This is a genomic window from Stenotrophomonas sp. 01N47 (genome assembly GCF_056399165.1).
The window spans coordinates 1-15,256 of record NZ_JBFTQU010000017.1 but is presented as its reverse complement, the minus strand read 5'-3'; the positions used below and the strand labels follow the sequence as shown (position 1 = coordinate 15,256).

Here is a 15,256-nt window from a genome sequence, read left to right as displayed (position 1 = left end):
CAAACCCACAGCCCCCCGCCTTCGACAGTTTCCCGGTGACGGAATGCAAAGGCAGAGCGGAAGCGGTTGGTGTAACGGAGAAAGTAGAAGGGGTCGGATCCGTTTTCCTGCGGAAAACGGATCCGACCCCTGCGAGTGCGCGCAGCGCGCGACCCGCTATTGATTTTCTTTTTCTTTTCCGTGGCTGACCGCACACGGAAACTGTCAGAGGCCGGGCAGGTTGGGTTCGCGGGGGTGTCCGCGGCATGGATGCCGCGGCCAAGCCCCCAGGGATGGGTTCACGGCGTCCCCCGCGAATCCAACCTGCCCGGCCCAGCGCGGCTTTTGCCTTACGCGACCAGGCAGCCAGCCACGAGGGGCTGCGCCGTTGGCTGGAAACTCAGTACCGCTTGATCCCCGGCACCGTGCAGCCTTCAATCTGCGCGTGCGCGGACACCGCATTCTCCTTCTCGCCCCGCGCCAGGCGCGCCTGCTCGATCGTCGCCCAGTGCCGGCGGCACAACGGCCCCGTCTTCGAGCCAAGGTCCACAGCCTTGCGTGCGAACGTTTCCGCCTCCGCCCACTGGCCCTGCAGCAGCGCCAGTTCCGCGCGTTCCTGCAATACCGACGGATCACCGGCCACGATCTGCAACGCCTGGTCCAGGCTGCCGGCCGCGCCAGCCAGATCATTGCCCTTGCGCTGGGTCAGCGCCGTCTGCCGCAGATCCTCAACCTGGGAATCGCGCAGTGGCTGCACCGACAGTTCCTTGTCATCCGGCCCGGCTGCGGCTTCCACGGCTGCCAGCCGCTGTGCGGGCGTAGTGGTGTCCACCGGCTTGACCACCTGCGGCGCGCTGCTCACGCAGGCCGCCAGGGCCAGGCTGAGGCCACTCAGGACCAGGGGCTGGAACAGCGAACGGATAGTCATCGGCATCATCGGCTTGGGGGAGGAGTCGCTGCAGCGGGTGCTGCGGCAGGTTCAGCGGCGGGTTCCGGTTTACGGTCAAGGCCGAACCAGCTGCGCCAGCCGCCGCCCTCGCCTTCGGCACCACCCTGCGCGTCCGGCACGGCGGCCGGTGCACACGGCTCGTAAGCAGGCGCGTAGCCCACCACGAACGGGAATCGCCGCGCGCCCGGGCAGCCTTCGTCAGTGCTGTTGGTCCCGGTCGCTGCGACCGGTTGCCAGTCGAGGCCCTTGTTGCTGACTTTCAGCGGCGCGGTCGGCAGGCGCTGGAAGATGCCTGACCAGACGCGCATCGCGCCGGTGGCGCCGTACAGGCCGGCCTGTTCGTTCTGGTCGTTGCCCATCCAGATCACCGCCAGATGATCGCCGGTGTAACCGGCATACCAGCTGTCGCGGCCATCGTTGGTGGTGCCGGTCTTGCCGGCCGGCTGCAGGCGGCCCAGGCCGTCGGCATTCAAACGCTGCGCGGTACCACTGGCCACCACCTGCTGCAGGCCGATGCTGATCAGGTTGGCGGCAATCGAGTCACCTTCCTGTGCCGGTGCAGGGGTCTTGTCGTAGCGCTTGAGCAGCTTGCCCTGCGGATCAAGGACGCCACGCACCGCGTGCAGCGGCTGGATCTCGCCGCCCGATGCCAGGAACTGGTACAGCTGCGCCATCGCGTACGGGCTCTGGTCGGTCGAGCCGAGGATCACCGCCGGGTTCGCCTCGGCCTTGATGCCGGCCAGCACGTGGATCAGCTGCGTCACCCGTTCCGGGCCGACCTGCATGCCCACCCGTACCGTCGCCTGGTTGTAGGAGTGGGCGAGCGCATCGATCAGGCGCACGGTGCCGTGGCTGCGGTTGTCCGCATTGCCGGGGTTCCAGTTGCGGCCGCGGCTGAGCTGCACGGTCACCGGTGAATCATCGACCCAGCTGGCCAGCGAATAGCGGTCCGGCTGCGCGAGCGCGAGCAGGTACACGAACGGCTTGAGCAGCGAGCCGACCGGGCGCTGCGCCTCGATGGCACGGTTGAAGCCGACCTCGGACACTTCGCGGCTGCCGATCACCGCCACCACGTCACCGTTGTGCACGTCGGTCATCACCAGGCCGGCCTGCAGCTCGGGGCGACGCTTGCTTTCCAGCGACTTGATGGTGCGCGTGACCGCGCCTTCGGCATAGGCCTGCGCGGACGGCGACATACCACTCATCACGCTCAGGCCGGCGCCCTGCAGGGCCGATTCCGGATAGTCGTGGGCAAGCTGGCGACGCACCAGGTCGACGTAGGCCGGGAAGCGGTTGGCCGCCACCAGGCCCGGGGTCTTGGGCACACCCAGCGGCGCCTTCAACGCACGCTGGTACTCGGCATCATCGATCAAGGTCGCCTCGTGCAGTTTGCCCAGCACGAAGTTGCGACGGTCCAGCGCCCGCTCGGGATTACGCCGCGGGTCGTAGTAGGACGGCCCCTTGACCAGGCCGATCAACAGCGCGATCTGCTCGGTTTCCAGCGAGGAGAGATCGCGGCCGAACCAGAACTCGGCACCGGAGGACATGCCGTGGATCGCCTGGCTGCCGCGCTGGCCCAGATACACCTGGTTGAGGTACGCCTCGAAGATGGTGCGCTTGTCATAGCGCGCTTCCATGATCAACGCATACAGCACCTCGTTGAACTTGCGGGTGACGGTCTGTTCCTTGCCGATTCCCAGCAGGCCGCTGCGGGCCAGCTGCTGGGTCAGGGTGGAGGCACCCTGGCGGCTCTGCCCACCGGAGCGAACCGTGACCCAGACCGCGCGCGCGATACCGGACAGATCGATGCCGTGATGGCGGTTGAAGTCCTTGTCCTCGACCGCCTGCAGGCCAGTGACCAACAGGTCCGGGGCCTCGTTCATGCGGATCAGGCGGCGTTCTTCCTGCTTCTGCCCATACAGCGTGGCGATGCGCGCAGGATCCATGCGGGCTGCCTTCAGCGCCTTGCGGCTGTCGGCGTCGCGCAGCGAGGCGATGCTGCCGCCGGACAGCGACAGCTCGACCCGGCGCGCAGCAACGTGGCCATCGACATCGTTGTAACCGCGGCTGGAGATGACGAAGCGCCCGCCCTGCACCGCATAGGTTGCCGGATCCTTGCCCTGGCCATCATCGCGATAGGCCGAGGCGGCCAGTTCGGTCTTCAGGGTTGCCGCATCCATCGCCTTGCCGGGCAGCAGCACCAGCGGGCGTGCATAGACCCGCGTCGGGATCTGCCAGCGCAGTTCACCGAAGCGCTGCGTCACCTGTTGGTTCAGGTACAGCGTATAGGGGATCAGGAAACCCAATCCCAACGCGACCGCCGCCATGCTCCAGGTGATCAGCCGGCGGCGCCAGAGCGGACCGGTGTCCTGCTGGTCGTCGTCGTCGAAATCGTCGATATCGTCTGAATCGTAGCGTCGGGGCACGGGAATGCGACAATGTAGGGTCTGGCGAGTCTACCCCAGCCGCTGCGGCAGGCGAATTCTCCCGGCCCCCCTGCTTAAGCTGGAGTTGCAACCGGATGGCGATGTCCCTGGCCGAAATCCGCTACCTGATCAATCGCCTGACCGGCCTGGCCCGCCGCAGCCTGGCCAGCCTGCGCACCCGCGGCTGGCGGGCCACATGGCAGCGGATCCGGGTCCACGCCCAGCGCGCGGTGCCGGCACCGCGCAAGCCGCTCTACCTGGCACCGGCACAGCCGTTCGCTCCCTTTGCGGTGCCCACCAGCGATACCCCGGACGTCAGCATCGTCATTCCGGTGTACAACCACGTCGACCATACCCTGGCCTGCCTGCGCGCCCTGGCCGCGCACCCGCCGTCGGTGGCCTGCGAAATCCTGGTGGTGGACGACGGCAGCAGCGACGCAACGGTGCAGTGGATGCCGCAGATCAGTGGCCTGCGCTACGAAGTCCGCGAGCACAACGGTGGTTTCATCGAGGCCTGCAACGATGGCGTGTCGCGCACGCGCGGCCGCTATGTGGTGCTGCTCAACAACGATACCGTGCCGCAGCCGGGCTGGCTGGAGGCATTGCTGGACACCTTTGCGACCGTCGCCGATGCCGGTCTGGTCGGCAGCCAGCTGCTGTACCCCGACGGCCGCCTGCAGGAATCGGGCGGGGTGATCTTCAGCGATGGCAGCGGCTGGAGCTACGGCCGTTTCGAAGCCGCCGATGATCCCCGCTTCGCCAGCCTGCGCGACGTCGATTACTGCTCCGGCGCCGCGCTGATGCTGCCGCGTGCCCTGTGGCAGCAGCTGGGCGGTTTCGACACCCGCTACAAGCCCGCCTACTACGAAGATACCGACCTGGCCTTCCGCGTGCGGGCACAGGGCCTGCGCGTGCTGGTGCAACCGGCCAGCCGGGTGATCCACGATGAAGGCACCAGCAACGGCACCGATACCGGCAGCGGCGTGAAGGCCTACCAGGTACGCAACCAAGGTGTTTTCGCAGCCAGATGGGCCGCTGAACTGGCCTCCCATCCGAAGCTCGGCGAGGTACCCTCGCCGGCGCTGCTGCTGCGCGGCCGTCGCCAGGTGTTGATCCTGGATGAGGAAGTGCCGCGCCCGGAGCGCGACTCCGGCTCGCTGCGGCAGGTCAACCTGATCCGCCTGCTGCTGCAGGGCGGCGCCCACGTGGTATTCGTGCCCACCCGGCGCGAACACGGCGGCGTGGCGACCGAAGCCCTGCAGCGGATGGGCGTGGAAGTCTGGTATACGCCCTTCCTGGACGGTGTTGCAGGCTGGCTGCGCAGCCACGGTACCCGCTTCAACGTGGTGATGATGGTGCGCCACCACGTCGCCAATGAATGCCTGCCGCTGCTTGAGCGCTATGCGCCGCAGGCGCGCACCGTGTTCGACACCGTCGACCTGCACTACCTGCGCGAACGCAGGGGTGCGGAAGTGGCGGGCGATGCTGGCCTGCTGCGCAACGCCGAACGCACCCGCGCCAGCGAACTGGCAGTGATGGACCGGTGCGACATCACCGTGCTGGTCAGCGCCGCCGAGCGCGAACAGCTGCAGGCCGATGCGCCCCAGGTCCGGGTGGAGCTGATCTCCAACCTGCATGAGGTCGCCGGCACGGGTGCACCGTTCGCGCAGCGCCACGACCTGGTGTTCGTCGGCGGCTTCCGCCATCCGCCGAACCTGGATGCGATGGAGTGGTTCATCGGCGATGTGTTCCCGCACGTCCGCGCGGCGCTGCCGCAGGTGCGCCTGCATTGCATCGGTGCCGGTGCACCGGACACGCTGCTTGCCCTGGCAGCCAACCAGCCGGGCGTAGTGATGCATGGCTTCGTCGAAGACATCGTTCCGTACATGGACGGTGCCCGGATCGCCATCGCGCCGCTGCGTTTCGGCGCCGGCGTGAAGGGCAAGATCAACCTGAGCATGGCCCATGGCCAGCCCGTGGTCGGCACCACCTGCGCGGTGGAAGGCATGCACCTGCGTGCCGGCCAGGACGTGCTGGTGGCCGACGATGCAGCGGGCTTTGCCGATGCGGTGGTCCGCCTGTACCAGGACCCTGTGCTCTGGCAGCAGCTGGCCGCCGCTGGCTTGGCCAACGTGGCCGAACATTTCTCGCTGGATGCCGCATCGGCAACCGTGCAGCGGGTGTTCTTCGACTAGTCGATGTGGCCGCCTGCGTGCCGCAGGCGGTCCTCGAACGCGGCAAGCTCGGCCAGATCCGGCTGCAACCGCCGCACCTGCTCCACGGCCGAGGCGGCAAATTCCACATCACCGCGACCCAGCCGTTCGCTGCCGATCGCCAGCCAGCGCTGGGCCAGGCGGGAACGCGCATCGGGCAATCCTGCGGCCGTCGGCGCCAGGGTCTGCCACGCTTGCAGGCAGGCACCTGCGGCCTGCACCCGGTTCTGTCGCAGGTTGTCATCGAAACAGGACCTGCTGGCGGGCAGCAGGCGCGCTGCCGCCGCCTTGACCCGGCTGTCGCGCGGTGCCAGTGCCTGCGCTTCGCGCAGCGCATCGAAGGCGCTGTGCCCGGGGGGGCTGATCCACTGCCCGGCACGCTCGGCGCGATCGATCTGGCGCAACCGATCACGCAGCTGGCGCTCACGCTGGGCAGCGCTGATGCCAGGCTGCTGCAACGACTGGCGTGCCTGCCGCGCACGCTGCAGGCGCTGTGCAAGCTGCTGCTGCGCCGCTTGCGAGGCACCCAGACCTGCCGCCAGCGCAGCATCCTTGTCGGCCGCCTCGAACTGGAAATCGTCGGCCCGCTTCTGGCTGCGCGCCAGCAATGCCTGCACGGTCTGCTCGCGCCCACGCAGTGCAGTGGGATCATCGGACGTGACCGCCAGCACGGCCTGGAAACTATCCGCAGCCGTCTCAAGCTGCTGCCGTTTTAGCGCACGCTGACCCTGCTGCAGCCGTTGATCGACGGCCTGGGAGAGCGCCTCCTGGCTGGCAGGAAGCTCGGAATGACCTGCATCGAACTGACGTGCGCGCTGCAGGATCGCAGCCGCCGTGGCCAATTCGCCGCGCGCGGCCTGTGCACGCGCCTGCTGCAGCAGATCGCTCAATGCATCCTCGCGACCTTCCAGCGCAGGCAGGTTGTCCGGCTGCAGCGTCAGCACCCGCTGGAACAACGGCAACGCACTGCTGTCGCCGTCGTCCAGCCGCCCCGCTGCAAAGGCATTGCGGGCCTGCGCAAGCAAGGCGCCGATGCCAGCCCCGGCACGACGACGCGCCTGCAGTTGCTGGGCCACCGCGTCTGCCTCGGCACGCGGCACCTGCAGCTCACGCGCCAGCGCCAGCGCCTGCGCGCAGCCGTCCAGGTCGCCCGCCTGCAGCCGCTCGCGTGAGTGCTGCAGCGCTGCCGCACCGGTGCGGGCCAAGCCCTGTCGTGCCTGCGGACGGTCGCCATCCAGGGCCAGTACCGCCTGATAGCGTTCTCGCGCGCCGCTGCCGTCGCCCGCGGTCAAGCGACCTTCTGCCAGCGCACGATCGCCCTCGGCCAGCAGTTGCTCTATCTGTGGCTCATCCCAGAACCAGTCCGCCAGCGGTTTGCGCACCAGCACCAGCAGCACGAACACGGCTGCAGCCGTCAACAGCGCCCAACGCCACACCCGGCGTGCATGGCGCGCCTGCAGCCACCACCAGCGGCTTTCACGGCGAACGCGATCGAGCGCCGGATGTGCGGCGCTATGTGAGCGATGCGGGGGCTCGCGTTCCATGCGTGCAGGGTAGCCGGGGCAGCGTGAAGCTCAGCCCAGACGACGCGCCTCGCTGACGCCCGGCAACGCATCGAGCTTGCCCAGCAGATTCGACAACTGGCCGTAGTCGCTGACCTTCAGCCGCAGGCGCAGATGCGCGCGGCCACTGTTGCGGACGTTGTCGCTGTGGATGTCCAGCACGTAGGCGTCTTCCTGTGCGATCAGATTGGTGATGTCCTTCAGCAACCAGCGGCGGTCGACCGCATCGACCACCACGTCCACTTCATAGCCACCGCCGGCCTGGCCCCATTCCACCGGCAGGATCCGCTGCGGACTGGACGCAGCCAGCCGTGCCAGTGCCACGCAGTCTGCACGATGTACCGTGACACCACGGCTACGGGTGAGGTAGCCGACGATCGGTTCGCCCGCCACCGGCTGGCAGCAGCGCGCCAGCTGCACCAGCAGATTGCCCACGCCCTGTACGGTGAACTTGGACTTGCCCAGGTTCTCGCGGCGCGCGGTCGGCCGCGGCAATGCCGACGTCGGCGCCGGCTGGCTGGCCGCACGCTCGGCTTCCAGCAGCGAACGGCTGACCTGGTTGGGGCCGGTATCACCCAGGGCGACCTGGATGTAGAGGTCGTCGACACTGTCGGCATGGAACTTCTTCGCCGCCGCGGACAGGTCCGAATGCTGCAGGCCCAGCCGCTTCAGTTCGCGCTCCAGCAGCTCGCGCCCTGCCTGCACGTTGCGCGCACGGTCCAGCTTGTGGAACCAGCTGCGCACCTTCTCGCGCGAGCGGTTGCTGGCCAGGAAGCCGTTGGCCGGCATCAGCCAGTCGCGGCGCGGGTCGGCCTCCTTGCCGGTGAGGATCTCGACGCGATCCCCGCTGCGCAGACGGTAGGTCAAGGGCACGATGCGGCCGTTGACCTTGGCCCCACGGCAGCGGTGCCCGACCATGGTGTGCACCTGGTAGGCAAAATCCAGCGGCGTTGCGCCCTGCGGCAGGTCCAGCACCTCGTCCTTCGGGGTCAGCGCGTAGACCCGGTCTTCGGTCAGCTCGGCATCAAGCGCCCCGGCCAGTTCATTGCCCTGCCCGTCCTGCGCCTGCTCCAGCAGCTGCCGCATCCAGGTGATCTTGCGATCGAACGACTTCTCCGCGCCCTTGCCGCCTTCCTTGTACTTCCAGTGCGCGGCCACGCCCAGCTCGGCCTGCGCGTGCATGTCGTGGGTGCGGATCTGCACTTCGATGGTGCGCCCTTCCGGGCCAACCACCGCCGTGTGCAGCGAGCGGTAATCGTTGGCCTTGGGCCGGGCGATGTAATCGTCGAACTCGCTCGGCACCGGCGCCCACAGCGCATGCACCACGCCGAGCGCGGCGTAACAGGCGGCCACGTCGTCGACCATCACTCGTACCGCACGGATGTCATACAGCTGGTCGAAAGCCAGGCGCTTCTTCTGCATCTTCCGCCAGATGCTGTAGATGTGCTTGGGCCGGCCGCTGACCTCGGCGCGGATGCCCTGCACGCCCAGTTCGCGCGACAGCACCTTTTTCACATTCTCGACGTAGCGCTCGCGGGCGATGCGGGTTTCGTCGACCTCACGCGCGATGCGCCGGTAGGTTTCCGGCTCCAGGTGACGGAAGGCCAGGTCTTCCAGCTCCCACTTCAACTGCCAGATGCCGAGCCGGTTGGCCAGCGGCGCATGGATGTCGCGGGTCAACTGGGCCAGCGCGCGGCGCTGCTCCTCATCGAGCTTGTCGGCCGCGCGCATGCGCGCCAGCTGCCGGGCCAGCAGGATCGGTACCACCCGCAGGTCGCGGATGATGGCCAGCAGCAACCGGCGCAGGCCTTCGCTGTTGCGGCCGGCCTCGCGACCGGCATGCAGTGCCCAGACGGGATCGGCCGCATCCTGTCCATCGAGCAGGCCGATCACCGCCGCTTTGTGGCTGCCCAGCGGCAGTGCATCGAGATGGACGCGCAGGCCCGGCAGATCGAACAGCAGGGCCGCCACCACGGCACCCTCGTCTGCCGAGAGCATCGCCAGCGCGTCCAGGGTATCGCCCAGCACCGACCAGCTGGCACGCATCTGCGGGTCGCAGTCGGGCGCTTCCCAATGCCCGCGCAGGGCCTGGCGCAGCGGAGCCGGCAGCACGGCTGCCGAGGGGCGGTTCAACAAGGCATCCAGGCCGGGGACGGAAGCGCGGTTCACAGCATCGAGCAGGCAAGACAGAAGCCCCTACACTAGCGCCGCAGCCGTTCAGGAACAATCGCCGCGGCCAGCATCGCCGGGAATGTGGACATGCCGCTACACTCGCCGACATCCACGGGAGAGTTCCGCCATGCCTTCGATCACCCTGTCTTTCCGCCCTCGCCTTCTGGCCTGTGCCGCCGTGCTGCTGTCCCTGTCGGCACCCGCGCTGGCCCAGCGCGTGGTGCAGGGCGACCTGCAGCAGCAGATGTCGCCGGCCGAATTCAAGGCCGCAGGCCTGGACAAGCTCAATGCCGCCGAGCTGGCCACGCTCAACCGCTGGCTGCAGGGCAAGGTTGAAGCTGCCACCACCGAGGCGGTCGCTGCGGTGCGCGAAGAAGCGCGCGAGGAAGGCCGCCAGGAAGTGATCGTGAAGAACCGCGGCTTCTTCGACTTCGGCAGCAGCGAGCCGATCAGCGGCGTGCTGCAGGGCGAGTTCCGCGGTTTCGGCAAGGGCCGGATCTACGTGCTGGAAAATGGCCAGCAGTGGGAACAGACCGATGCCACCTCGATTTCCGGCGTACGCAAGCAGTCGCCGAAGGTCAGCATCAGCCCCGGAGTGATGGGCGTGTGGTACCTGAAGGTCGAAGGCGTGAACACCCAGCCCAAGGTGCGCCGCACCAAGTAACGACGCTGTCAGCCGGTACCGCCGAGACCATGCTCGGCGGCAACCTGCTGCGCCACGTCCCGCAGTAGATCCACGCCATGCGTGGATGCCATTCCGCTTGACCCCGCCAGCCAGTACCCGGCGGGGTCAGCCCAGGGGTTACGAGGCCTGGCGCAGTGCGGTCACCCGCTGTGCCAGTTTCTTCGCCGAAACGCCGGTGCGTGCGCCCAGTTCCTGGGCGAACAGCGATACCCTCAGCTCTTCCAGGTCCCAGCGTAATGCCTGCCACTGCGGCCGTTCGCGCAGGCCCTGCTGCTCGCCCACCTGCAACGCCTCCAGGAACGGGTGCAGTTCCAGCATGCGCGCCTGGTCACGCGGGGGATCGCGCTTGGCACGCTCGGTACGCAGGATCATCGCTTTGAGGTAGCGCGGGTACTGCGCCAGGACATCAGCCGGCGTGTCGCGCAGGAAACCCGGATGGATCAGCCCAACCAGCTGCGCTTCCATGTCATCCAGATTGCCGCGCGCCCAGCCCATCAACGGCGCCTCCAGCATCGGCTTCAACTCGGCCACCAGGGCAAGGATCGACTCGGCCAGCTTCAACCGCTGCATGGCTTCGCCGAACAGCGTTTTTGCGGCGTGTTCGCGACGCTGCTCGAACGCCGCCGCATCGCGGATATCGCTCAGGCCGTCGGCCAGCACGGCATTCAGCGCCGCATCGACCAGATCGCCACGCAGGCGTTCCTGGGTTTCGATCGAGGCGTACAACAGGCCGGTTTTCGCTGCTACCGGCAACTGCTTGCGTGCCTGTTTGATCTTCTCGCCCAGGCCGATCTCCAGCAGTCGACGCACGCCCAGCGGGTGTGCTTCCTCGGCCTGTTGGCGATCAGCAAAGATGCGTAGTGCAACGCTGTCACCCTCATCCTTCAGCGCGGGATAGGCCGGCACGCCGGCCTCGCCCGGTACCTGCAGCGGAATCGGCGAGGCCGGGAACGTGCGCAGGCCATCGGCCGCCATCTCGCGCCCGGCACGTGCCGCGAACGCATCGCCGGCACGGCCACCGAACTTCGCACGCAGCACATCGAGGTCGCGCGAGGTTGCCAGCACCTTGCCCTGCTCATCGCGCAGGCGCAGGTTCATGTGCAGGTGCGGCTCGATTGAACCGGGCTCGAAATCGATCGCGGCCACCGTTGCCCCGGTTGCCCGTGACAGGAAGCGCGCCAGCTCACCGGTGATCGCATCGGCACTGGGCTGCGGGAACGCTTCGTAGAACGCGCGCGCGAAATCCGGCGCCGGCACGTAGTTGCGCCGCATCGCCTTGGGCAGGCTGCGGATCAGCGCGGCCGCCTTGTCGGCAACGAAACCGGGCGCCAACCATCCCAACTGCACCGCATCCAATGCATTGAGCAGGTGCAGCGGGACGTCCAGTGTCACGCCGTCATCTTCGGCCCCGGGTTCGAAGCGGTAGTGCAGCGGCAACCGCGCCTGGCCCAACGCCAGGTACTTCGGGTAGCGCTCCTGCTCGCTGCCTTCGCCCGGCAGCAGATCCATCAACGACCAGTGCAGGCCCTTGCGCTGTTCCGGCGGCAACGCCTTCCACCACGCATCCAGCCCTGACGCGGAGTGGATCTGCGGCGGCACCCGGTCCAGGTACCAGCGTGCCTGCCAGTCCTCGTCGGCAACGATGCCGGCACGGCGCAGCTTGGCTTCTTCCTCGCGTGCCTGCTCCAGCACCTTCTGGTTGTCGGCCACGAAGCTGGCACGGGTGTTGATCTCACCGGTCACCAGTGCCTGGCGCACGAAGATGTCATGCGCCTCGCCGGCGTTGATGCGGCCGTAATGCACCGGCTTCTTCGGCGCCAGCACCAGCCCGAACAGGCTGATCTGCTCGGAGGCCAGCACCTGGCCCTGCGCACGCGACCAATGCGGGTCGAAGTGCTTGCGCAGCAGCAGGTGCGGCAGTTCGGCGATCACCCAGTCCGGCTCGATCGCCGCCAGGGTCATGCCCCACACCTTCTGCGTATCCAGCAGGTTGGCGGCCAGCAGCCACGGTGGCGGCCGCTTGGACAGCGTCGAACCGGGGAACGGCAGGAAACGGCGTTGGCGCGGCGCCTGGAAATCACCCTTCTCGCTGCGATGGCCGATCTGCGTGGGCAGGCCCGCCACCAAGGCCCGATGCAGGGTCTGGTAAGCCGTGGCGCGAACGCGTTCGCTGTAACCACCGCCGTCGGGCGCCTGGTCCTTCTGCGCACGGGCAGCGACCGGCGCGGGCGCCGTTTCGGCCTTGCCCTCGCGGGCCAGGCGCGCAGCACGGTGCAGCTGGCCACGGGTCGCCTTCACCGCAGCAGCATCATCGCGCGCCGGAGCCGGCGCACTGCTGCCGGCCAGCAGCGGTGCCATCGATGCCTCGTTGGCCTCTTCCTTCCAGCCCAGTTCCTCGCACAACAGGCGCAGCTGCCGATGCAGCTCGCGCCATTCACGCATGCGCAGGAAGCCGAGGAAGTGGCGGCCGCACCAGTCGCGCAGCTTGGACTGGGTCAGATCCTCATGGGACTGGCGATAGGCGTCCCACAGGCGCAGTACACCGACGAACTCGGAGCGGCCATCGGCGAACTGCGCATGTGCGTTGTCGGCCGCGCCGCGCGCCTCGGGCGGTCGCTCGCGCGGATCCTGGATGCCCAGGAACGAGGCGATCACCAGCATCGGTCGCAGGCAGCCCGCGGCCTGCGCCGCCACCAGCATGCGCGCCAGTTTCACGTCCACCGGCAGGCGCGCCATCTGCTTGCCGATCGCGGTCAAGTGGCGCTCGCTGTCGATCGCCCCCAGCTCGGTCAGATGCTGCCAACCATCGGCGACGGCCCGCTCATCCGGCGCCTCAAGGAACGGGAAGTCCTCGATGCGGCCCAGGCCGAGCTGCAGCATGCGCAGGATCACCCCCGCGAGGCTGGAACGACGGATTTCCGGATCGGTGAACTCCGGCCGCGCCTGGAAATCGGCCTCGGCATACAGGCGATAGCAGATGCCCTCGGCCACGCGGCCACAGCGGCCCTTGCGCTGGTTGGCACTGGCCTGCGAGATCGGCTCGATGTGCAGCCGGTCCAGTTTGTTGCGCGGGCTGTAACGCTTGACGCGGGCGAAACCGGGGTCGACCACATAACGGATGCGCGGCACCGTCAACGAGGTCTCGGCAACGTTGGTGGCCAGCACGATGCGCCGGTTCGGGCCGGGATTGAACACGCGGTCCTGGTCCTGGTTGGACAGCCGCGCGTACAGCGGCAGCACTTCGGTATTGCGGTACTTGCGCCGCTCCAGCGACTGGTGCGCATCGCGGATCTCACGCTCGCCCGGCAGGAAGATCAGCACGTCGCCACGGGAATCCAGGCGGGTGATTTCGTCGATGGCCGCAACGATCGCATCGTTGACCGTGCGTTCGCCCTGGTCTTCGCCCTCGCCTTCCAGCGCGCGATAGCGCACCTCGACCGGATAGGTACGGCCTTCGACGCTGATCACTGGCGCATTGTCGAAATGCTGGGCGAAGCGCTCGGTGTCGATGGTCGCCGAAGTGACGATCAGCTTCAGGTCCGGGCGCTTGCGCAGCAGCTGTTTGAGATAGCCAAGCAGGAAGTCGATGTTGAGGCTGCGTTCGTGCGCTTCGTCGACGATGATCGTGTCGTAGTTCGACAGCCAGCGATCGCTGGCGATCTCGGCCAGCAGGATGCCGTCGGTCATGAACTTGATGCGGGTGTCTTCGCCGACCTTGTCGTTGAAGCGCACCTGGTAGCCCACCAGCTGGCCCAGCTCGCTCTGCAGTTCCTGCGCGACACGGCTGGCCACCGCACGTGCGGCGATCCGGCGCGGCTGTGTGCAGCCGATCATGCCGGCTTGGCCACGGCCGGCGGCCAGGCACAGCTTCGGCAGCTGCGTGGTCTTGCCCGAGCCGGTTTCACCGGCGATCACCACCACCTGGTGGTCGCGGATCAACTGGGTGATGGTCTCGGCTTCACGCGCAATCGGCAGCTGTGGGTCCAGAGTAATGGCCGGCTGTTGTTGCGCCCGCGCCTGCCGGCGCTGCACCGAAACCTGCAAGGCCTGCTCGAAACTGGCGGCCAACGCCGCATCCTGTGGCTTGGCCTGGCAACGCGAGAGCATTCCCAGCAATCGTCCACGGTCGCGGCTCATGGCGCCGTCGATGGCGGCACGCTGTTGGCGCTGGCGGGACTGCGGCATTTTGTCGATAGCGTTCATCAATCGGTTCGTTTAAAACTTTGAATGCGACCAGTCATCACGACTGATTTATTGTGAAGGCCAACGATTCCACAAGGAGGAACCCCATGGCGAAGACCAAGAGCACGACCAAGCCCAAGACCGGCAAGCAGAAGCTTGCGGCTTCCGCGCCGTCGGCCCCCAACATCGATATCGGGATCACCCCAGGCGACCGCAAGAAGATCGCCGACGGATTGGCGCGGTTCCAGGCCGATGCGTTCACGCTCTATCTGAAGACCCACAACTTCCACTGGAATGTCACCGGGTCGATGTTCAACTCGCTGCACACCATGTTCGAGACGCAGTACACCGAGCAGTGGGCGGCACTGGACGATGTGGCCGAGCGCATCCGCGCACTGGGCTTCAATGCCCCGGGCTCCTACCGGGAATTTGCTGCGCTGACCTCGATCGTCGAGGAGCCGGGCCTGACCGACAGTGCGGACTGGCGTGAAATGGTACGCCAGTTGGTGGTCGCCAACGAAGCGGTATGCCGTACGGCACGTGAAGTGCTGGATGTGGCCGACGATGCTGACGACGCCCCGACCGAGGATCTGATGACCCAGCGCCTGCAGACCCACGAGAAGTACGCGTGGATGCTGCGCTCGCTGCTCCAGTAAAGGTTTTGGGTGGTTCGGCAGGGCTGCGCCCTGCACCTGCAGAGGCCTTGAAGCCAAGGCCAGAGCCAGAGCAAAAGCTGGCTTCCTGTGGGTAGGCGGGGTCGGTCCGGTTGCGGGGGACGCCGTGAATACGTCCCTGTAGGCTCGGTCGCGCCATCCATGGCGCTTACGCCCCCGCAACCGGACCCACCCCGCCTTCGACAGTCTTCCGCAATCTGTCGGGCCAACTCTTAAAGCTTGGGGTCGGATCCGTTTTCCGCAGGAAAACGGATCCGACCCCATTTTATTTGTCGATATCTGACAGATTTCATCCACGCATGGCGTGGATCTACCAACCGTCACCGGAAATCTGTCGGGGGTGGGGCGGTGTGGGCTTGCAGGACCGTTGGCGCCATGGATGGCGCCATCGAGCCCCCATGGACGGGTTTACGG

Annotated in this window: 8 protein-coding genes; 3 read left to right on the top strand and 5 right to left on the bottom strand. The window is 67.3% G+C overall.

Going from position 1 to position 15,256, the window contains the following annotated elements; translation table 11 throughout:
- Positions 1 to 379 precede the first annotated feature (379 nt).
- On the bottom strand, positions 380 to 916 hold the full coding sequence (locus tag AC1DKR_RS20500) for a hypothetical protein (RefSeq protein WP_478034920.1): 537 nt from the start codon (positions 914 to 916) through the stop codon (positions 380 to 382).
- Positions 913 to 3,354, bottom strand: coding sequence for a penicillin-binding protein 1B (gene mrcB / locus AC1DKR_RS20495; protein WP_478034918.1), 2,442 nt, complete (start codon positions 3,352 to 3,354; stop codon positions 913 to 915). Before mrcB ends, AC1DKR_RS20500 begins: the two co-directional genes overlap by 4 nt.
- Before the next feature lie 95 nt (positions 3,355 to 3,449).
- Here mrcB and AC1DKR_RS20490 point away from each other — a divergent pair, with 95 nt between their 5' ends.
- Entirely contained in the window at positions 3,450 to 5,549 is a 2,100-nt protein-coding gene (locus tag AC1DKR_RS20490; RefSeq protein WP_478034903.1) for a glycosyltransferase, read from the top strand.
- Here the strand turns inward: AC1DKR_RS20490 and AC1DKR_RS20485 are convergent.
- Both AC1DKR_RS20485 and AC1DKR_RS20480 read right to left on the bottom strand, forming a co-directional pair.
- Complete coding sequence (locus AC1DKR_RS20485; RefSeq protein ID WP_363732029.1) at positions 5,546 to 7,111, bottom strand: hypothetical protein; 1,566 nt, start codon at positions 7,109 to 7,111, stop codon at positions 5,546 to 5,548. The two genes, AC1DKR_RS20490 and AC1DKR_RS20485, sit on opposite strands and share 4 nt — an antisense overlap.
- Positions 7,112 to 7,141: 30 nt before the next feature.
- Entirely contained in the window at positions 7,142 to 9,298 is a 2,157-nt protein-coding gene (locus AC1DKR_RS20480) for a bifunctional (p)ppGpp synthetase/guanosine-3',5'-bis(diphosphate) 3'-pyrophosphohydrolase (RefSeq protein ID WP_223496236.1), read from the bottom strand.
- A 130-nt stretch (positions 9,299 to 9,428) separates the two neighbouring features.
- Between AC1DKR_RS20480 and AC1DKR_RS20475 the strand changes: the two genes are divergently transcribed.
- Positions 9,429 to 9,965 (top strand): hypothetical protein, encoded by a 537-nt coding sequence (locus AC1DKR_RS20475; protein ID WP_478034895.1) that lies wholly within the window; start codon positions 9,429 to 9,431, stop codon positions 9,963 to 9,965.
- Positions 9,966 to 10,103: 138 nt separating this feature from the next.
- On the opposite strand, the gene hrpA is transcribed toward AC1DKR_RS20475, so the two are convergent.
- Positions 10,104 to 14,189, bottom strand: a complete 4,086-nt coding sequence (gene hrpA / locus AC1DKR_RS20470) for an ATP-dependent RNA helicase HrpA (protein WP_478034893.1) — start codon at positions 14,187 to 14,189, stop codon at positions 10,104 to 10,106.
- A gap of 86 nt (positions 14,190 to 14,275) precedes the next feature.
- Between hrpA and AC1DKR_RS20465 the strand changes: the two genes are divergently transcribed.
- Entirely contained in the window at positions 14,276 to 14,824 is a 549-nt protein-coding gene (locus tag AC1DKR_RS20465) for a Dps family protein (RefSeq protein WP_478034891.1), read from the top strand.
- The last annotated feature ends 432 nt before the right edge of the window (positions 14,825 to 15,256 follow it).